This window comes from Variovorax stachyos (assembly GCF_051400855.1).
Taxonomy (GTDB): domain Bacteria; phylum Pseudomonadota; class Gammaproteobacteria; order Burkholderiales; family Burkholderiaceae_C; genus Variovorax.
In genome coordinates this window covers 24,670-42,299 of sequence record NZ_JBLFFN010000026.1, presented here as the reverse complement: position 1 = coordinate 42,299, position 17,630 = coordinate 24,670, and the positions used below count along the sequence as shown (strand labels likewise).

The 17,630-nt window shown below is 68.9% G+C and carries 19 protein-coding genes and 1 pseudogene; 10 read left to right on the top strand and 10 right to left on the bottom strand.

Annotated features, from left to right (window positions below; translation table 11 throughout):
- Window positions 1-15 precede the first annotated feature (15 nt).
- Together ACMGEZ_RS27595 and ACMGEZ_RS27590 are read left to right on the top strand one after the other, a co-directional pair.
- A complete protein-coding gene (locus ACMGEZ_RS27595; protein ID WP_436825472.1) occupies window positions 16-957 on the top strand; it encodes an aldo/keto reductase in 942 nt (313 codons plus the stop codon).
- 9 nt (window positions 958-966) lie between these two features.
- Window positions 967-1,560, top strand: a pseudogene (locus tag ACMGEZ_RS27590) (DUF6064 family protein); the annotation flags it as partial.
- A gap of 35 nt (window positions 1,561-1,595) precedes the next feature.
- On the opposite strand, the gene ACMGEZ_RS27585 reads toward ACMGEZ_RS27590, so the two are convergent.
- From ACMGEZ_RS27585 to ACMGEZ_RS27550, 8 genes are all read right to left on the bottom strand, one after another.
- Window positions 1,596-2,399, bottom strand: coding sequence for an alpha/beta hydrolase (locus ACMGEZ_RS27585; RefSeq protein ID WP_436825471.1), 804 nt, complete (start codon window positions 2,397-2,399; stop codon window positions 1,596-1,598).
- Window positions 2,400-2,489: 90 nt separating this feature from the next.
- Entirely contained in the window at window positions 2,490-2,840 is a 351-nt protein-coding gene (locus ACMGEZ_RS27580; RefSeq protein WP_436825470.1) for a hypothetical protein, read from the bottom strand.
- A 97-nt stretch (window positions 2,841-2,937) separates the two neighbouring features.
- The gene (locus tag ACMGEZ_RS27575; RefSeq protein ID WP_436825469.1) at window positions 2,938-3,252 is read right to left on the bottom strand and encodes a cytochrome C oxidase subunit IV family protein; all 315 of its coding nucleotides are present in this window, start codon (window positions 3,250-3,252) and stop codon (window positions 2,938-2,940) included.
- 15 nt (window positions 3,253-3,267) lie between these two features.
- On the bottom strand, window positions 3,268-3,975 hold the full coding sequence (locus tag ACMGEZ_RS27570; RefSeq protein ID WP_436825468.1) for a heme-copper oxidase subunit III family protein: 708 nt from the start codon (window positions 3,973-3,975) through the stop codon (window positions 3,268-3,270).
- A gap of 16 nt (window positions 3,976-3,991) precedes the next feature.
- On the bottom strand, window positions 3,992-4,624 hold the full coding sequence (locus ACMGEZ_RS27565; RefSeq protein ID WP_436825467.1) for a cytochrome c oxidase subunit 3 family protein: 633 nt from the start codon (window positions 4,622-4,624) through the stop codon (window positions 3,992-3,994).
- Window positions 4,625-5,258: 634 nt separating this feature from the next.
- Window positions 5,259-7,028, bottom strand: a complete 1,770-nt coding sequence (locus tag ACMGEZ_RS27560) for a cytochrome c oxidase subunit I (protein ID WP_436825466.1) — start codon at window positions 7,026-7,028, stop codon at window positions 5,259-5,261.
- Between the two features lie 35 nt (window positions 7,029-7,063).
- Window positions 7,064-8,200, bottom strand: coding sequence for a c-type cytochrome (locus tag ACMGEZ_RS27555; protein ID WP_436825465.1), 1,137 nt, complete (start codon window positions 8,198-8,200; stop codon window positions 7,064-7,066).
- A 38-nt stretch (window positions 8,201-8,238) separates the two neighbouring features.
- A complete protein-coding gene (locus tag ACMGEZ_RS27550) occupies window positions 8,239-8,754 on the bottom strand; it encodes a DUF1269 domain-containing protein (protein ID WP_436825464.1) in 516 nt (171 codons plus the stop codon).
- A gap of 263 nt (window positions 8,755-9,017) precedes the next feature.
- Between ACMGEZ_RS27550 and ACMGEZ_RS27545 the strand changes: the two genes are divergently transcribed.
- Genes ACMGEZ_RS27545 through ACMGEZ_RS27520 form a run of 6 tightly spaced genes read left to right on the top strand, consistent with a single transcriptional unit; the run spans window position 9,018 to window position 14,359 of the window.
- Window positions 9,018-9,371 carry a Zn-ribbon domain-containing OB-fold protein gene (locus ACMGEZ_RS27545; RefSeq protein WP_436825463.1) on the top strand — a complete coding sequence of 118 codons (354 nt, stop codon included), beginning with the start codon at window positions 9,018-9,020 and terminating at the stop codon, window positions 9,369-9,371.
- 19 nt (window positions 9,372-9,390) lie between these two features.
- On the top strand, window positions 9,391-10,536 hold the full coding sequence (locus tag ACMGEZ_RS27540) for a thiolase family protein (RefSeq protein WP_436825462.1): 1,146 nt from the start codon (window positions 9,391-9,393) through the stop codon (window positions 10,534-10,536).
- A gap of 2 nt (window positions 10,537-10,538) precedes the next feature.
- Window positions 10,539-11,303: an SDR family NAD(P)-dependent oxidoreductase gene (locus ACMGEZ_RS27535; protein ID WP_436825461.1), complete on the top strand. Its 765-nt coding sequence runs from the start codon at window positions 10,539-10,541 to the stop codon at window positions 11,301-11,303.
- Between the two features lie 9 nt (window positions 11,304-11,312).
- Complete coding sequence (locus tag ACMGEZ_RS27530) at window positions 11,313-12,116, top strand: enoyl-CoA hydratase/isomerase family protein (RefSeq protein ID WP_436825460.1); 804 nt, start codon at window positions 11,313-11,315, stop codon at window positions 12,114-12,116.
- Window positions 12,117-12,146: 30 nt separating this feature from the next.
- Complete coding sequence (locus tag ACMGEZ_RS27525) at window positions 12,147-13,136, top strand: Bug family tripartite tricarboxylate transporter substrate binding protein (protein WP_436825459.1); 990 nt, start codon at window positions 12,147-12,149, stop codon at window positions 13,134-13,136.
- A complete protein-coding gene (locus ACMGEZ_RS27520) occupies window positions 13,133-14,359 on the top strand; it encodes a CaiB/BaiF CoA transferase family protein (protein WP_436825458.1) in 1,227 nt (408 codons plus the stop codon). The genes ACMGEZ_RS27525 and ACMGEZ_RS27520 overlap by 4 nt, the downstream gene beginning before the upstream one ends.
- On the opposite strand, the gene gcvA is transcribed toward ACMGEZ_RS27520, so the two are convergent.
- Complete coding sequence (gene gcvA / locus ACMGEZ_RS27515) at window positions 14,292-15,245, bottom strand: transcriptional regulator GcvA (RefSeq protein ID WP_436825457.1); 954 nt, start codon at window positions 15,243-15,245, stop codon at window positions 14,292-14,294. The genes ACMGEZ_RS27520 and gcvA overlap by 68 nt on opposite strands.
- 130 nt (window positions 15,246-15,375) lie before the next feature.
- Here gcvA and ACMGEZ_RS27510 point away from each other — a divergent pair, with 130 nt between their 5' ends.
- The gene (locus ACMGEZ_RS27510) at window positions 15,376-15,765 is read left to right on the top strand and encodes a hypothetical protein (protein WP_436825456.1); all 390 of its coding nucleotides are present in this window, start codon (window positions 15,376-15,378) and stop codon (window positions 15,763-15,765) included.
- Between the two features lie 12 nt (window positions 15,766-15,777).
- On the opposite strand, the gene ACMGEZ_RS27505 is transcribed toward ACMGEZ_RS27510, so the two are convergent.
- Complete coding sequence (locus ACMGEZ_RS27505; RefSeq protein WP_436825455.1) at window positions 15,778-16,827, bottom strand: alpha/beta fold hydrolase; 1,050 nt, start codon at window positions 16,825-16,827, stop codon at window positions 15,778-15,780.
- 377 nt (window positions 16,828-17,204) lie between these two features.
- Here ACMGEZ_RS27505 and ACMGEZ_RS27500 point away from each other — a divergent pair, with 377 nt between their 5' ends.
- Window positions 17,205-17,624, top strand: a complete 420-nt coding sequence (locus ACMGEZ_RS27500) for an organic hydroperoxide resistance protein (protein WP_436825454.1) — start codon at window positions 17,205-17,207, stop codon at window positions 17,622-17,624.
- Window positions 17,625-17,630: the final 6 nt, after the last annotated feature.

Genomic DNA, 17,630 nt, shown 5'->3' with positions numbered 1-17,630 from the left:
CAAGGACACACAAGCATGGCTGCAGGTCTGCGAATCGCACCGAGCCGCCGCGAGTTCCTGTGCACGCTCGCGGCAGGCCTCCCGCCCCTCCTCGGCCCCTCCGGCGGGCACGCCCAGGCGCGCCCGCGTGGCCCGGCCACGCGCGCGATTCCTTCCACCGGCGAGCTGGTGCCTGCCATCGGCCTGGGCAGCTGGATCACCTTCAACGTCGGCAACGACCGGGCCGCGCGCGAGGGCTGCGCGGAGGTGATGCGCGCCTTCTTCGACGCCGGCGGCCGCATGATCGATTCGTCGCCGATGTACGGCTCCTCGCAGTCGGTCATCGGCGAGGGGTTGTCGCGCATCAACCGCACGGCAGGCGTGTTCGCGGCAGACAAGGTCTGGATCGGCGCCGGGGCGCGCGGGCCCGGGCAGATCGAGGAGTCGCGGCGGCTCTGGCGGGTGCCGCGTTTCGACCTGCTGCAGGTGCACAACCTGCTCGCCTGGGAGGCGCACCTGCCCACGCTGTTCGCGATGAAATCGGCCGGGCAGCTGCGCTACGTGGGCATCACCACCTCAGAAGGGCGCCGGCACCGCGAGATCGAGTCGATCATGGCCAGCCAGCCGATCGACTTCGTCCAGGTCAGCTACAACCTGCTCGACCGCGAAGTGGAATCGCGCATCCTGCCGCTGGCGCGCGAGCGCCGCATCGCCGTGATCGCGAACCGGCCCTTCCGCGAAGGCGCGCTGCTGCGCGCCCTGCAGCGCCATCCATTGCCGCCCTGGGCCGACGAGATCGGCTGCGACAGCTGGGCACAGTTCGCGCTGAAGTTCATCATTTCGCACCCGGCGCTGACCTGCGCGATCCCGGCGACCCGCAGCGTGGCGCACGTGCAGCAGAACATGGGCGCTTTGCTCGGCCCGATGCCGGACGCGCCGATGCGCCAGCGCATGGCGGCACACGTGCAGGCGTTGTGAGCGCGCGCGATGTCGGAATGGTGGAGCTACCGGCCTTCGGACTTCCTGCTGTTCTCCGCACGCACCTGGCACCGGCTCTTCGAGCTCTACAACGCGGAGGTGTGGCCGGCGCAGTTCTTCGCCATGGCGCTCGGGCTGGCGCTGGTGCTCCTCGTGCTGAAGGCGCGCCCCGGCCCCGGGGCGCGCACCTGCTGCGCCATGCTCGCAGCCTGCTGGCTCTGGGTGGCCTGGGCCTTCCACCTGCAGCGCTACGCCGCCATCAACTGGGCGGCGACCTGGTTCGGGGTCGCTTTCGGCATTGAAGGGCTGCTGCTGCTGTGCGCCGCGGGGGCCAGGGTCGAACTGCGAACACCGCGCGGCGCGCGGGACGTGCTCGGCCTCGCGCTGCTGTGTTTCGCGGTTCTGGTGCAGCCGTGGCTCGGCCCCGGGCTGCTCGGCCGGCCCTTGCGCGAAGCCGGGCTGTTCGGAATGGTGCCCGACCCGACGGCGATCGGCACGCTGGGCCTGCTGCTGCTCCTGCGCGTGCCGCCGCAGGCGCGCGGGGCGCGGGTGCTCGCGGTGCTGTTGTGGCCGATCCCGCTGCTGTGGTGCCTGATCGCCGCGCTGACGCAATGGACGCTGCAGGCGCAGGGCGAGGCTCAGGGTGGGGCCTTGCCCAGCAGGAAATCCATCGCGGCCTGCCACCAGCGTGCATCGACCTGCCCGGGCCAGTCGTTGTGGCCGGCCTCCTCGATCGTCACCAGCCGCTTGGGCGGGCCCAGCGCGTCGTGGAGCGCGACGCCCATGCGCGAGGGCACGACGCGATCGCGGCCCGCGACCACTACCAGCACGGGACGGCCGAAGGCGGCGAGGTGGGCGACGCTGTCGTAGCGGTCGCGCAGCAGCCAGCTCACGGGCAGCCACGGGTAGTGGTAGGCGCCGACGTGCGCGAGCCGGTCCCAGGGCGTGATCAGCATCAGTCCGGCGACCTGCTCGCGCTGCTGCGCAAGCGCCGCCGCCGCGACGCCGGCGCCCAGCGATTCACCGATGACGATCAGCGGCGGGCCGTAGGCACGGTGAGCCAGCGCCACGGTCTGCCGCGCGTCTTCGACCAGGCTGCGCTCGCCCACGTCCCCGCCGCGCGGGCCGTAGCCCGGGTACTCGGCCAGCAGCACCCGGAAGCCCAGCCCCACGAGCGCCCTGGCGTAGAAGGCGCGGTGACCGGCATGCCCCGCGTTGCCATGGAAGACGACGACGGTGCCGCGGGCACCAGCCCCCGGTTCCGCCACCAGGCCGCGAAAGTCCTCCACCGAGGGCCAGGCCTGCAGCCCGCCCGTGGCCATTTCGGCCACCGTGGCCGGCGCGGGAAAGTAGAGCAGTCGGTCCTGGAACATGGTGACGCCGGCCAGTCCGATCGTGCAGGCCAGGGCGAGCTTGAGCATCGACGAGATGACCGGGTTCATGGGTGGTGTTTGCCGGCCATTGTCGTCAGAACGCGGGCGGTCGAAAGCGGATGTCCGCTCCCGACTCTGGCGCCAGCACGCAGCGCAGGGCTAGCGAACGTCCGCCCCGCGATCCAGCAACTGCGAGTCCGAGACCGCCTCCGCGCCACCCCACTTGTTCGCACGCCACCATGCGATCAGCCGCTCGAAGTCGCCGCCGAAGACGCGGTGCTTGAGCTCCTCCCCGACCATCGAGCAATGCGCGGCGCTGCCGAGGTCGAGCAAGGTGTGGGTCGCGACCCGGTCGCATTCGAGGTAGGTGCGCTGCAGCGCCTCGACGCTGACCGAGGTCAGGTGACGCCGGTCCGGGACGTGCGCCTGCGCGGGCGCGGGCGATGGCAAAGCCGCCATCAGGGCCAGCGCGGCCGCAGCGGCGCCGAGCATCAGTTGCGATGTTGTCATGTTGACTCCCTTCGGGTGCACGCACGATCGCGTGCAGTTCGACTGTAGGGCGCCGTGGGCGCGGAGGAATCCCCCGCACGGTGGATCTGGGGAGTCCTCAGTTGAAGAAGAGCAGCCGCGTGAGCAAGGTGTGCCCCGCCTCGGCCGCCATCAGCCAGACCAGCACCAGCAGCGCCAGCGGCGGCAGCAGGATGGCGTAGACCAGTGCCAGCCGCTCCCAGGCCATGTGCATGAAGACCGCGACGATCAGACCCGCCTTCAGGAGCATGAAGGTCAGGATCAGCCCCCAGCGCAGGTAGCCCTGCAGCTGCAGGTAGTCCACCAGGTAGGAGAGCGCGCTGAGCACGAACAGCAGCCCCCAGATCTTGAGGTAGAGGCTGATCGGGTGCTGCTGGCCGGTGCCGGGATCCATGGTCTTGCTCCTTCCTCACCAGAGATAGAACAGCGCGAAGATGAACACCCACACCAGGTCCACGAAGTGCCAGTAGAGCCCGGCGATCTCGACGACCTGGTAGTTGCCCGTTCGCTCGTAGTCGCCGCGGATCAGCTTGAAGGCGACGACCAGCAGGTACACCACCCCACAGGACACATGCAGCCCGTGGAAGCCGGTGATCATGAAGAAGGCCGAGCCGAACTGCGCCGCGCCCATCGGATTGCCCCAGGGCCGCACGCCGTCCTCCATGATCAGCTTGGACCATTCGAAAGCCTGCATGCCGACGAAGATCTCGCCGAACATCGCGGTGACCAGGACCAGCGCGGCGGCATTGGCTCGGTCGCGCCGGTAGGCGAAGTTGACCGCCATCGCCATCGTCCCGCTGCTGCTGATGAGGACGAAGGTCATGATCGCGATCAGCAGCAGCGGCACGTCGGTGCCGGCCACGTGCAGCGCGAACACCTCGCTGGGGTTCGGCCAGGGCACGGTGGTGGAGACCCGCACCGTCATGTAGCCGACGAGGAAGCAGCTGAAGATGAAGGTGTCGCTCAGCAGGAAGATCCACATCATCGCCTTGCCCCACGAGACGTGGAAAGCCTCGCGGTCCGAGGACCAGTCGGCGATCAGCCCGCGCCAGCCGCTCACGGCGGTGGCCGGCGCCAGGATGGGGGACGCGATCGGGGGGACGGCGGCGGTGTTCATCGCATGAGCTCCTCGGTCACGCGGTGCCGCAGATGAAGCGCGCCACTTCGGGCGTCACCCAGCCCAGCATGGCGAGCAGCGCCACCCACACCGCCAGCAGGAAGTGCCAGTAGCGCGCGCACAGGCCGATGCGCCAGCCGAGGCCCACCAGATCCGCGGCGGGATGCCAGGCGGCGCGCGCCGTCCAGGCCCAGGCCGCGAGGCCGCCCGCCGCATGCAACCCGTGCATCGCCGTCAGCAGGTAGAAGAAGCTGCCGCCCGGATTGCCCGCAGGCATGACCTGCGCCGACAGCAGCGCCGACCAGGCCCACAGCTGCACCAGCAGGAAGGCCCCCGCGCACAGGCCGCCGGCGAGCAGCAGCCGGCGCGTGCGGCGCATCGCCACGCTGCGCGCCGCCGCGGCGGAAGCCTGCAGCGCGATGCTGCTGGCTGCGAGCAGCGCGGTGCTGAGGCCCAGCTGCCATGGCAGCGCGATCGCGACTGCGTCTTCGCCGCTCATGCGCATCACGTAGGCGATGGCGAAGAGGGAGAACAGCATGGTGGCGACGCCGATGAAGACCCACAGGCCGATGCTTGCGGACAGGGCGGCGGCGCGCGGTTCCGGGTGGCGGGCGGCGTGGTGGGGGCGGAAGATGGCGCTGGTGTTCATCGATCAGCCTCCCGCTCCGGTCTTGCTCCCTTCCCCTCTGGGGGAGGGTTGGGGTGGGGGCACTCGTTTCGGTTGATTTCGAACGTTGCTGTTGTGTTGAGTGCGGAGCCGGGAATTCGCCCCGGCGGGCGAGTCACTTTCTTTGTCTCGCCAAAGAAAGTAACCAAAGAAAGGCGACCCCACTGCGCGTGACCCTCCGCTTCGCTACGGGCAACCTGCGGTGCTCGCTTTTCGCGGGGTCCGCGCAAACTCGCCTTCGGCTCAAACACGCGCGGCCCTTTATCCGCGAAAAGCTGCGCTCCTCGGCACGCGCAGAGGGGATTTGAACTCCAACGCGCCATGGCGCGTCCTTGTGTGGGGTGCAGGTTGGCGAGAGCTCCAGGTCCTCGCTCGCGCTGACACTCGCGCACACGTACGTGCTCGTGCTCGTGCTCACGTTCGCACGCATACGCATGCCCCTGTTGGTTACCTTTTTTGGCGAGACAAAGAAAGTAACTCGCCCGCCGGGGCGAATTCCCGGCTCCGCACTCAAACCAAATGCAATGCAAAGGCAAAGGCCCGGTGCCCCCACCCCACCCCTCCCCCGGAGGGGGAAGGAGCAGGGCAGCAGCACCGTGTCGCGGGCGTGTGGTGATCATGCTGCCGCCCCCCCGCCCTTGCCGCCGTACCCCTCCCCCTCCTCCACCCCACCCGCATCCGGCGGCGCATTCTGCGGAATAAAGTCCTTCCGCGCCCCCGGCACCCCGTAGGCATAGGCCCCGCGATACACCACCGGCAGCGTCGGCCCCCAGTTGCCATGCACAGGCGGCGTCTGCGGCGTCTGCCATTCGAGCGAGGCCGCACGCCATGGATTCGCATCCGCCGGCCGGCCATGGCGCACGCTCCACGCCAGGTTGAAGATGAACAGCACCTGCGCCACGCCGACCGCCAGCGCCACCACCGTGATGAAGGCGTTGAGGGTGTAGGCCGAGGGCGGGATGAACTCGTACAGATCGAAGTTGTAGTAGCGCCGCGGCATGCCCAGCACGCCGAGGTAGTGCATCGGGAAATAGATCAGGTAGGTGCCGATGAAGGTGATCCAGAAATGCAGCTGGCCCAGCCGGTCGTCCAGCATGCGGCCCGTCACCTTCGGATACCAGTGGTAGATGCCGCCGAACACCACCAGCAGTGGCGCCACGCCCATCACCATGTGGAAGTGCGCGACCACGAAGTAGGTGCCCGACAGCGGGATGTCCACGCTCACGTTGCCCAGGAAGAGGCCGGTGAGCCCGCCGATCGCGAAGGTGCAGATGAAGGCCAGCGAGAACAGCATCGGCACCGACAGGTGGATGTCGCCGCGCCACAGCGTGAGCAGCCAGTTGTAGACCTTGATCGCCGTGGGCACCGCGATGATCAGCGTGGTGGTGGCGAAGAAGAAGGCGAAGTACGGGTTCATGCCGGCCACGAACATGTGGTGCGCCCACACCACCAAACTCAGCCCGCCGATGGCCACGATGGCCCAGACCATCATGCGATACCCGAAGATGCGCTTGCGCGCATGGACGCTGATCAGGTCGGAGACCAGGCCGAAGGCCGGCAGCGCGACGATGTAGACCTCCGGGTGGCCGAAGAACCAGAACAGGTGCTGGAACAGCAGCGGGCTGCCGCCCTTGTACTGGGTCGCCTGCCCCATCGACAGCAGCGCCGGCATGAAGAAGCTGGTGCCCACCACGCGGTCCAGCAGCAGCATCACGCCGCTGACGAAGAGCGCCGGGAAGCCCAGCAGCGCCAGGATGGTGGCCACGAAGATGCCCCATACCGACAGCGGCATGCGCAGCAGCGTCATGCCCTCGCAGCGCGCCTGCAGCACGGTCGTCACGTAGTTGAGGCCGCCCATGGTGGTGGCGACGATGAAGATCAGCAGCGACACCAGCATGAGGATGATGCCGGCGTCGTTCCCCGGCGTGCCGGGCAGGATGGACTGCGGCGGATAGAGCGTCCAGCCCGCGCCGGTGGGCCCGCCGGTGACGAAGAAGCTCGCCATCAGCACCAGCACCGACAGCAGGTACACCCAGAAGCTCAGCATGTTGAGGTACGGGAACACCATGTCGCGCGCCCCGACCATCAGCGGGATCAGGTAGTTGCCGAAGCCGCCGAGGAAGAGCGCGGTGAGCAGGTAGATCACCATGATCATCCCGTGCATGGTGACGTACTGGTAGTAGCGCTCGGGGGTGATGAACTCGAAGGCGCCGGGAAAGCCCAGCTGCAGCCGCATCAGGTTGGAGAGCACCACGCCGATCACGCCGACCGCGATGGCGGTGCAGGCGTACTGGACCGCGATCACCTTGTGGTCCTGGCTCCAGACATAGCGGGTCCAGAAGCTCTTCGCTTCATGGTGCGAAACGGGGGCGACGATGCTGGACATGGGCTTCCTTCACTCCTCGCAGGCGCGCGCCCGGCTCATCGCTGCGCCTTCTGCTGTGGCGGGGCCACGGGTGGCGCCGGGCTCAGGCTCTTGATGTAGGCCACCAGCGCCGCGACCTCCTCGTCGCTCAAGAGGATCTTGGGCATGACGGGCGCGAAGCCCTTCACCCCGCGCGCCTGCGGGTCGCGGATGAAGGCTCGCAGGTAGGCATCGTCGACGAACGCCGTGGAGCCGTCGCGCATGTTCTCGGTCTTCCCGAAGAGGTCTTTCCAGGTCGGGCCCACGCGCGGGCTGCCGTCGATGGAGTGGCAGGCAATGCAGCCCTTGGCGGACGCGAGCGCGCGGCCCTGCGCGACCGGCCCGCCCTCGGTAGAAGGGGGCCGCTGCGTCACCGCGAAGGTCTGCTTGTCCTGCAGCCAGGCCTGGTAGCCGGCCGAGTCCTCCACCACCACGACGGCACGCATGTTCGGGTGGCCGACGCCGCACAGCTGCGAGCACATCGCCTCGTAGCGCCCGGTCTCGGTGGGCGTGAACCAGAAGGTGCTGATCTGACCCGGCACCATGTTCATGCGGGCGCGGAACGGGGGCACGTAGAAGTCGTGCAGCACGTCGTGCGAGCGCAGGATCACGTGCACCGGCTTGCCCAGCACCAGGTGGACCTCCTGCTCGGCGATGAGGATGTCGTCCTGGCCCGCGGGGTCCGCCGGGTCGAGACCGAAGGGATTGGTCGACGTGACATGGCGCGTCTCGCTCAGGCCCAGCTTGCCGTCGGCGCCCGGGAGCCGGAAGCGCCACTGCCACTGCTGGCCGAGCACCTCCAGCACCGTGGCGTCCTGCGGCGGCTTCACGTAGTTGGCATAGACCACCAGGCCCGGCGCCAGCAGTGCCATGATGCCCACGGTGGTGATGCCGATCAGCCAGCGCTCAAGCGCCTTGCTCTCAGGCTCGTGCGCCGCGCGCGGGCTGCCCGGCCGGTGCCGGTAGCGCACCAGCGCATACACCATGAACAGGTTGATGCCGACGAAGAAGATGCCGGTGATCGCCAGCGTGATCGTCAGCGTGTCGTCCATCGCCTTCCAGTTCGACGCCAGCGGCGTGATCCACCACGGATTGACGAAGTGGAACAGCACCGACCCGAGGACGATGAGCGCCAGCACGATGGCAATGATCATGTGCGAGGCCCTTCATCCGTGCGCCGCGCATGCGCGTTTCAGGGCAAGGCCGGGACCAGCCGCTCCTCGCCTTCGAAGCGGGCTTCGGGATGGGCGCGCTCGAGCAGCGCCTCGATCTCCGCCACGCGCGCGCGCGGCAGGTCGACCATCAGCAGCACCTGGCCCGAGGCGATCGCGCCCTGGAAGCGCGCCAGCCGCGGGCTGGGAATGGAGATGCCGATCATGCTGGAGGACCAGGCGCCGAACAGGCCGCCCAGCACCGCGAGCGCCACCGCCACCTCCCATTGCGGCGCATCGCCGACGATGGGAAACAGCAGCGCGGCCACCAGGCCGGCGACCGCGCCCACCGCGCTGCCGATCACGAGGCCGCTTTCGGCGGCGTGCACCAGGTCCGAGGTCTGCCAGACGTTGGCCGCATGGAGCCCGCGCATGTCCGCGCCTTCGGGCCCTGCGAAATGAATGTGCGCGGTATCGACCCGCGCCTGCACCAGGTCATGCATCACCCGCCGGGCGCTCGCCAGGTCGGGCATCAGCCAGTAGATGCGTGTCTTCATGGCACCCTCCTTTGCCGTCTTCCAGACGAAAACAAGGAACCACGAAGCCCTTATATGCCAGGGCAAAAAGGTTATCAAGAGTAGTGACCTCCACGGCCGGGCGAGGGGCGGCACGAATTACGCCTGGGCGGACTCGCCATCGGTAATTCCTGCGAGCGCCGGTGCTTGCGTTTTTCTCAAGCAAGCCGCCTGGAAATATCGTTTGAGCGCGAAGGCTCGAAGGCCAAAACTAAGGCCATCCCCCAACCACACAGGAGACCTTCGTGCCAGAGCTTTCATACCCGTTGTGGAGCGCCGCTCCCGACCCCGCCCTTCTCGCCTCGCGCGACCGCGCCACCGGCGAGCTGGTCTTTCCCGCGCTGCCGCCCTCCTCGCCGCTGGCGGACCGGCACGAGGCAGTGAGCGTCGAGGCGGTCGGCGAGGTCTACAGCTTCACGGTAATCCACCCGGGCGCCAAGAGCGGCCAGTCCCCCTATGCCCTGGGCTACGTCGACTTCCCCGGCCCGGTGCGCATCTTCGGCAGGCTCTGCGGCAAGCAGCGCCCGACGATCGGCGGACGCTATGCAGCCCGTGAGGACGATGCCTTCGGCTACGTCTTCGTGGCCCTCGATCACTGATCCGCACAAGGAGCGCAACATGAAAGACATCCACATCACCGGCGGCGCGATGACGCCCTTCGGCCGCCACCCCGGCGTGATGGCGCCCGAGCTGGCCCAGCAGGCCATCCTGAAGGCCATGGCCGACGCGGGCGTGTCGACGCACGAGATCCAGGCGATCTACTGCGCCAACGTGCTCGGCGGCATGATCCTCGGCCAGCTGATCGTGCGCGACCTCGGCTTCGAGGGCATCCCGGTCTACAACGTCGAGAACGCCTGCGCCAGCGGCGCCACCGGAGTCCATCTCGCGCGCCACGCCCTGCTCGCGCAGCAGTACGACACGGTGCTGGTCTTCGGCATCGAGCAGCTCACGGCGCTGGGCGGGGGCACCATCCCGCTGCAGCGCAACGACCACAAGACCGAGCTCTACGCCAAGGCAGGGATGGTGTTGCCCGCGGTGTACGCGATGCGCGGCACACGCTTCCTGCACGAGCGCGAGGCGACGCCCGCCGACCTGGCCGCCGTCGCGGTGAAGAACCGCCGCAACGGCTCGCTGAACGAATACGCTCAGCAGCGCACCGAGACCACGGTCGAGGAGGTGCTGGCCTCGCGCATGATCGCCGACCCGCTGACGCTGCTGCAGTGCTGCCCCTCGCAGGTGGACGGGGCGGCGGCCGTGGTGCTGAGCAGCCGGCCGGGCCGCCGGCAGAAGCCGGTGAAGGTGTTGTCCTCCGTCGTGGTCTCGGGCATTCGCGAAGAGGCCGACGACGACATCCTCGATGCCGAAATCACGGCACGCGCCGCGCGCCAAGCCTACGAGCAGGCCGGCCTGGGCCCGCGGGACGTGAACGTGGTCGAGCTGCACGACGCCTTCACCATCGCCGAACTGCTGTACTACGAGGCGCTGGGCCTGGCGCCGCGCGGCGAGGCAGTGCCGCTGCTGCGCTCCGGCGCGACGCAACTGGGCGGGCGCGTGCCGGTCAACCCGAGCGGCGGGCTGCTGGCCAAGGGGCATCCGCTGGGCGCCACCGGCGTGGCGCAGATGGTGGAGCTCATGTGGCACCTGCAGGGCCGTGCCGGCGCTCGCCAGGTGGCGGGTGCGCGCATCGGCCTGGCGCAGTGCACCGGTGGCGGCATCGCCGGCGTGGACCACGCGGCCTCCTCCGTCCATCTCCTGGGAGCCTGACCATGACCGCTGCACGATTCGAAAACGGCCAGGTGGCCGTGGTAACGGGCGCCGCTCGCGGCATCGGCTTCGGCATCGCGACGCGCCTGGCACGCGAAGGCTTGACGGTGGCGCTGCTGGACCGCGACGGCGCCGCCCTGGCCGATGCCGTCGGCGCACTCGAAGGAGCGGGGCGCCAGGCCATCGGCGTGACCGTCGACCTGACGGATTCCACCGCCGTCAACCAGGCGATGGCCGAGGTCGCCGAGAAGGCCGGCCGCATCGACCACCTCGTCAACAACGCCGGTGCGGTGCGCGACATACGCTTTTTGAAGATGAGCGACGAGGACTGGGACCTGGTCATCGACACCAACCTGCGCTCGCAGTTCCTGTGCTGCCGCGCGGTGCTGCCGGGGATGATCGAGCGCGGCCAGGGGCGCATCGTTAACATTTCCTCGCGCGCCTGGCTGGGGGGCTTCGGCCAGGCCAACTACTCGGCGGCCAAGGGTGGCGTGGTGAGCCTGACGCGTTCGCTCGCCATCGAGTTCGCCTCCCAGGGCGTCACGGTGAACGCCGTCGCGCCGGGCATCGTCGACACGCCGCTGTTCCGCAACTTCGCGCCGGAGGTGCAATCGCGCCTGAAGGCTTCGGTACCGGTCAAGCGCATCGGCACTGCGGAGGACATCGCCAACGCGGTCGTGTTCTTCCTCGACCCCGTGTCGTCGTACGTGACCGGGCAGACGCTGTATGTGTGCGGCGGCCGCAGCCTCTCGTCGCCGAGCGTTTGAGGTGATGCGATGAACGTCCGATTCGACATTCACGGGCCGGTGGCGGTGCTCACCATCGACCGCCCGGCAGCGCTCAACGCCCTGAGCGTGGAGGCACTGCGCGAGCTGCGCGCGCATCTGGCGGAACTGCGCGACCGCAGCGAGCTGCGCGCGGCCGTCATCACCGGCGAGGGCGAGCGCGCCTTCTGCGCCGGCGCCGACCTGAAGGGCACGCAGACCTCGCCCGCAAGCTATGCGCAGGCGGTGTTCCAGGGGACGGAGCGCTCCGCGGACCTGGGCCTGTACATCCGCCTGATGGACCTGACGGACCTGTGCGTCTGGAAGCCGATCGTCGCGGCGGTGAACGGCCACTGCCTCGGCGCCGGCCTCGAGCTCGCGCTGCAGTGCGACCTGCGCATCGCGTCGGCCAACGCCAGCTTCGGCCTGCCGGAAGCCAGGGTGGGATCGATCCCCGCCGTCTCCGGCCTGCACCGCCTGCTGAAGGCTGTCCCCTCGGCGCATGCGATGCAGATGGCCCTGACCGGCGAGCGCATCGCGGCCGCAGAGGCGCAGCGCATCGGCCTGGTCACGCAGGTGGTCGAGCCCGAGGCGCTGATGGACCGCGCACTGGCGCTGGCCGCAAGCGTGGCCGCCAACGCGCCGCTCGCGGTGCAGGCCATCAAGAAGCTGTCGCGCCAGACCCAGCACCTGAGCGAAGCCGATGCGCAGCAGCTCACCGAGCTGTACTGGGGCGTGCTGCGCGACACCGAGGACCGGCTCGAAGGCCGCCGGGCCTTTGCCGAGAAACGGCCAGCCGCCTATACCGGGCGCTGAAGCCACGACGACATCGAACGGAGACCCATCATGAGCACCCTTTTCCAACGGCGCCAGGCCGTCATCGCCCTCGCCACCGCGATGGCCGGGCTGGCCCTGCCGGCTGCCGCGCAGGCCGACTTCCCGAAGCAGAAGCCGATCACGCTGGTCGTGCCCTTCTCCCCGGGCGGCGGCAACGACATCCTCGCGCGCGCCATCGCGCCGCGCATGGGCCAGCTGCTGGGCCAGACCATCATCATCGACAACCGGCCCGGCGCCGGGGGCAACCTGGGCACCGAGCTGGTCGCGCGGGCCGCGCCCGACGGCCACACGCTGGTCATCGCGTCGAGCCAGGTGACGATGAACCCCTTCCTGGACATGAAGGTGCCGTTTCGCATCGAGCGCGATTTCGAGCCGGTCGGCCTGTTGGGCTCGGTGCCGATCATCCTGGTCGCCAACATGCAGGAGCCGTACCGGACGCTGCCGGAGTTCGTCGCCTACGCGAAGGCCAACCCCGGCAAGCTGAACTACAGCAGCCCCGGCAACGGCACGCCGCAGCACCTGGCGGGCGAGGTCTTCGCCAAGCTCAACCGGACCGAGATGCTGCACGTGCCCTACCGCGGCACGGGTCCGTCGATCACCGACCTGATCGCCGGCCAGGTGCAGGTGTCGTTCGCGACCTACGCATCGGTGGCGCAGCACGTCCAGGCCGGCAAGCTGCGCGCGCTGGGGGTGGCCGGCCAGAAGCGCACCACCCTCATGCCCGAGCTGCCCACCTTCGGCGACGCCGGCATGAAAGGCTACGACGCCAGCCTCTGGTACAGCCTGCTGGCGCCGGCGAAGACGCCCGCGGCGATTGTGAACAGGCTGAACGAGGCGATGGCCGGCGCCTTGAACGACCCCGCCGTGGCCAGGCAGATCGCCAACCAGGGCTTCGAGGTGCAGAGCTCGACGCCGGCCGAACTGAAGGACTACATCGGCAAGGAGCTCAAGCGCTGGGAGCGCGTCATTCACGACAACGGCATCAAGGTGTCGCCGTGAGCACGCTTCGCCATGCCCTGGACGGCCTGACGGTCGTCGACTTCACGCAGATCGGCGCAGGGCCGACCTGCACCATGCTCCTGGCCGACATGGGCGCGCGCGTCCTGAAGATCGAGTCGCTCGAGGGCGAGCTCGGCCGCGGCCTCGGACCCGGCTGGATCGGCGACGACGCGGCGCTCTACCACGGCTTCAACCGCAACAAGCTGGGCGTGTCGCTCGACCTGAAAACCCCCGGCGGCGCGGAGGTTGCCAGGCGCCTCGTCACCGGCGCGGACATCGTGGTCGAGAGCATGCGGCCAGGCGCGATGGCCCGGCTCGGCCTGGGCTTCGAGGCAATGACGCGCGTCCATCCCGGGCTCATCTACTGCTCCATCTCGGCCTACGGCCAGGCCGGCCCCTATGCCGAACGCGCGGGCGTCGACGGCATCGTGCAGGCCGACTCCGGCCTCATGGGCCTGATCGGGGTCGAAGGCGCGGAACCCTGCAAGGTCCAGGCGCCGATCGTCGACGTGATGACCGGCTACGTCGCGGTGATGGCCGTGCTGGCCAAGCTGGCGCAGCGGGCGCGCGACGGGCAGGGAGGCCAGCTCGACGTGAGCCTGTTCAACGCCGCGCTGGCGCTGCAGCAATCGTCCATTACCAGCTTCTTCGCCGACGCGCAGCTGCCCGTGCGCGTCGGCAGCGCGGCACCCTACTCGGCGCCCAACCAGGCCTTCGAGACGCGCGACGGCTGGCTGATGATCGCGGCCTACATGCCCGAGCGCTGGACCCGGCTGTGCGCGCTGCTGGGCCTGCCCCGGCTCGCCACCGACCCGCGCTTCGCCACCTCGCCCCTGCGTGTTGCCAACCGCGAGGCCATGGTCGAGATCCTGACCGGGGTGCTGAAGACCCGGACCACGCAGGAGTGGCTTGCTCTGCTGAGCGCGGCAGACATCCTGTGCGCGCGGGTGGCGACTTACGAGGACCTGGCGCGGCATCCGCAACTCGAAGCCAACGGCATGCTGGCGCAGGTCGAGCATCCCGTGCACGGGACCATCCGCATGCCTGGCTTTCCGGTCGACAGCGCACAGGCCAATGCGCAGCCGCACCGGGCGGCCCCGTGCTGCGGACAGGACACGCGGCAGGTGCTGCGCGAGTCGGGCTTCGACGAGGCCGCTATCGATGGGCTGCTGCGGGCCGGCGCGATCCGCTGCGCGGCATCGGCAGCGCCGGCCCATGCATGACGCTGAACTGCTCCAGCATCCAGAGACGGAAAGTCTTCATCTGCGTCGGCTCGTCGCGATGGCTCGGGATGAGGAGGTAGTACGTGAAGTCGCCCATGTCGAGAGTCTTCCGGAAAGGCATCACCAGCCGGCCCTCCGCCAGGTCCTTCTCGACCAGGAAGAGCTGCGCCATGGCGATGCCCTGGCCCTCGATGGCAGCGGCGTAGCTCATGGCCGAGCTCTCGTAGGTCATGCCGGCGCGCGGGTCGAGCTGCCTGGCGCCGCCGGCGGCCTCCAGCCAATAGGCCCAGTCGTCCGGGCGCGCAACGCTGTGCAGCAGCGTGTAGTGCGCCAGGTCGGCCGGACGCTTGAGCTTCGGCCCATTCTTCAGCAGCTCGGGGCTGGCGACCGGCGCCAGGATGTTGTCCAGCAGCCGGTAGCTGTGGGTGCCGGGCCAGTTGCCGTCGCCCAGGCGGATCGCGCCGTCGATGTCCTCCTTGCGGAAATCGACGGGCTCGAGCGAGGCCTTCAGCAGCACCTCGACATCCGGGTGCGCGGCATGAAAGCCCGACAGCCGGGGGATCAGCCAGCGCATCGCGAAGGTCGTGTAGGCGCGGATCTTGAGCTGCCGGCGCTGGCCGCGCCGCTTGAGGCGGCGAGTGGCGTCGCGCAAGGCCTCGATCGCGCGCGTCACCGCACGGTAGTAATCGCCGCCCTGGCGCGTCAGCGAGATCTGGCGGTGCCCGCGCTTGAGCAGCTGCAGCCCCAGCCTCTCCTCCAGACTTTTGATCTGCCGGCTGACGGCGCCGGGCGTGACGTTGAGCTCGTCGGCCGCGAGCGTGATGCTCATGTGGCGCGCGGCGGCCTCGAAGGCCCGGATGGCATTGAGCGGGGGCAGGTGGTCCATTGCGCCGACCTTAGCTTCGATTGAGCCAGGCTCAATCATGGAATGCCAGCATCCTGCGCCCGCTCCCGGGGTCCGCAGCATTGCAGCCGTGCCCGGCACGGCGTATCGTCTCCTCAGGAAGGAGCACCAGATGCCTTCACGAAAAAGCCTCGCGTCCCACGCACGCGGCGTGCACCCGATGCCTCCGGGCTTGTTGGGCTATGCCGTAGCCATGACGCCGCCAACGGATGCCGAGCTGTGCGAACGCGCAGTCCAGGCCATCTGGCACAGCCTGGACGAGCATGACCTGGTCGACGAGCAGGTGCGGCGCGAGCTGGCGGTGGTCCTCGAACCGCTGGTCGCGCTCGGCCTGGGGGAGCGCGCACAACGGCTGATCAAGACGCTGAGGCTGCCGGACCCCATCGATGCGTCCCACCTCTACTGGCTCACCCGCCGGCTCCTCACCTTCGTGCCCGAACTGCAATCCACGGCAAGCGCGCTCGCCCGGCAAGCAGGCGACAGGCCCCCGCCGCTCGCCTGAGCGGCCACAGCCTCAGCGGCCGGCGAACGCGAGCGCCAGCACGGCGTCGGCAAAGGCCTGTGGCGCCTCTTGCGGCACGTTGTGGCCCGCCTTCACGATCCGGTGCGAGCGCGGGCCGGTGAACTTCGACGCGTAGGCCTTGCCGTCGGTGGCAGGCACGACGCCGTCGGAGTCGCCGTCCATGGTGATGGTGGGCACGCTGATCGCCGGCAGCGCGGCAAGCCGCTTTTCCAGCTCGGCATATTGCGGAAGGCCTTCCGCGAGGCTCAGGCGCCAGCGGTAGTTGTGGATGACGATGTCCACGTAGTCGGGGTTGTCGAACGAGGCGGCGGTGCGTTCGAAGGTGGCGTCGTCGTAGTTCCACTTCGGGGAATTCGTCGTCCACAGGATCCTGGCGATGTCGCGCCGGTTCGCTTCCAGGCCCTCGCGGCCGCGCTCGGTCGCGAAGTAGTACTGGTACCACCAGCCATGCTCGGCCTTCGCGGGCAGCGGATGCCTGTTGGCCGGCAGGTTGGTCATGATGTAGCCGTTGACCGACAGAAGCCCCAGGCAGCGCTCGGGCCAGAGCGCCGCGAGGATGCAGCCCGTGCGCGCGCCCCAGTCGTAGCCGACCATCACGGCGCGATCGATCTTCAAGGCATCGAGCAGGGCAATCTGGTCCAGCGCCACGGCCGCCTGCTGGGCCGAACGCGGCGCATCGCGGTCGAGGAAGCGCGTCGTGCCGTGGCCCCGCAGGTGCGGCACGATGACGCGGCAGCCGCGCGCCGCCAGCAGCGGCGCGACGTCGACATAGCTGTGGATGTCGTACGGGTAGCCATGCAGCAACAGCACCGGCACGCCATCGGCAGGCCCGGTCTCGTAGTAGCCGACGTCCAGCTCTCCGGCCTGGATCTGCCTGATCGGCTCGAGCCTGGGCAAGGCGGCGCGCGAGCCGGGCACGGGCTTCGCGCCTGGCCCGGCTTCGGCGTGGGCGACATTCATGAATGCCATCTCTGCGGCTGCGACGCTCGCGACCGCGCCTCCCAGAAAGAACCGGCGCTGACGATTGATTTGTTCTGACATGCGTTTTCCTTGTGCGTTGGTGGAACTCGTCGCCGGCGCACTCGGTGTGCTGGTGGCGATGGCGCTTATTGGATCCAGGGCATGTATGCCGGGTGTGTCATGCGGGGCACGTTTCTGTATGCGCCTGTACCTCCTACCCGGCAGATACGCAGGGATACAAAGCCGAGGCGCGGCAATCGATCGCGAGCGTGGCTTTGTATGCCGCTGTGTCGCACGCGGCGCGCAACACATGGGAATGCAAATGCCCGGGTGGCTCGACACACCGCCGATACAGGCACTCGATTGAATTGCGTCATCGCCATGGGGTCCCTTCGACACGGAAGATCCGGAACCTTGGCGGTGACGAAGCGTTCCTCAACCAACCCGAAGACATCACCATGACCACCAAGATCGACAAGGTCCTCTACACCGCCAGCACCCACACCACCGGAGGCCGGGACGGCGCCGGCAAGTCCAGCGACGGCGCGCTGGACGTCAAGCTCAGCCCGCCGGGCTCCGGCAAGCCCGGCACCAACCCCGAGCAGCTGTTCGCGGTCGGCTGGTCGGCCTGCTTCATCGGTGCCATCGGCCTGGCTGCCGGCAAGCTGAAAGTCAAGCTGCCGCCGGACCTCGCCGTCGACACCGAAGTGGACCTGGGCACCGCGGGGCCCGACTACTTCCTCCAGGCCCGGCTCGATGTCAGCCTGCCAGGCCTCGACCGCGAAGTCGCCCAGGCGCTGGTGGACAGTGCGCACCAGACCTGCCCGTACTCGAAGGCCACGCGCGGCAACATCGACGTCGTGATTCGCCTGGTCTGACGCCGA

Excerpts from the sequence above, each read along its gene's own strand:
- ACMGEZ_RS27535 (WP_436825461.1), top strand. The coding sequence starts at position 10,539 with ATGACCGCTGCACGATTCGAAAACGGCCAGGTGGCCGTGGTAACGGGC.
- ACMGEZ_RS27510 (WP_436825456.1), top strand. The coding sequence starts at position 15,376 with ATGCCTTCACGAAAAAGCCTCGCGTCCCACGCACGCGGCGTGCACCCG.
- gcvA (WP_436825457.1), bottom strand. The coding sequence starts at position 15,245 with ATGGACCACCTGCCCCCGCTCAATGCCATCCGGGCCTTCGAGGCCGCC.
- ACMGEZ_RS27595 (WP_436825472.1), top strand. The coding sequence starts at position 16 with ATGGCTGCAGGTCTGCGAATCGCACCGAGCCGCCGCGAGTTCCTGTGC.
- ACMGEZ_RS27500 (WP_436825454.1), top strand. The coding sequence starts at position 17,205 with ATGACCACCAAGATCGACAAGGTCCTCTACACCGCCAGCACCCACACC.
- ACMGEZ_RS27560 (WP_436825466.1), bottom strand. The coding sequence starts at position 7,028 with ATGTCCAGCATCGTCGCCCCCGTTTCGCACCATGAAGCGAAGAGCTTC.
- ACMGEZ_RS27575 (WP_436825469.1), bottom strand. The coding sequence starts at position 3,252 with ATGGATCCCGGCACCGGCCAGCAGCACCCGATCAGCCTCTACCTCAAG.
- ACMGEZ_RS27585 (WP_436825471.1), bottom strand. The coding sequence starts at position 2,399 with ATGAACCCGGTCATCTCGTCGATGCTCAAGCTCGCCCTGGCCTGCACG.
- ACMGEZ_RS27530 (WP_436825460.1), top strand. The coding sequence starts at position 11,313 with ATGAACGTCCGATTCGACATTCACGGGCCGGTGGCGGTGCTCACCATC.
- ACMGEZ_RS27580 (WP_436825470.1), bottom strand. The coding sequence starts at position 2,840 with ATGACAACATCGCAACTGATGCTCGGCGCCGCTGCGGCCGCGCTGGCC.
- ACMGEZ_RS27540 (WP_436825462.1), top strand. The coding sequence starts at position 9,391 with ATGAAAGACATCCACATCACCGGCGGCGCGATGACGCCCTTCGGCCGC.
- ACMGEZ_RS27525 (WP_436825459.1), top strand. The coding sequence starts at position 12,147 with ATGAGCACCCTTTTCCAACGGCGCCAGGCCGTCATCGCCCTCGCCACC.
- ACMGEZ_RS27565 (WP_436825467.1), bottom strand. The coding sequence starts at position 4,624 with ATGAACACCAGCGCCATCTTCCGCCCCCACCACGCCGCCCGCCACCCG.
- ACMGEZ_RS27550 (WP_436825464.1), bottom strand. The coding sequence starts at position 8,754 with ATGAAGACACGCATCTACTGGCTGATGCCCGACCTGGCGAGCGCCCGG.
- ACMGEZ_RS27505 (WP_436825455.1), bottom strand. The coding sequence starts at position 16,827 with ATGTCAGAACAAATCAATCGTCAGCGCCGGTTCTTTCTGGGAGGCGCG.
- ACMGEZ_RS27555 (WP_436825465.1), bottom strand. The coding sequence starts at position 8,200 with ATGATCATTGCCATCGTGCTGGCGCTCATCGTCCTCGGGTCGGTGCTG.
- ACMGEZ_RS27570 (WP_436825468.1), bottom strand. The coding sequence starts at position 3,975 with ATGAACACCGCCGCCGTCCCCCCGATCGCGTCCCCCATCCTGGCGCCG.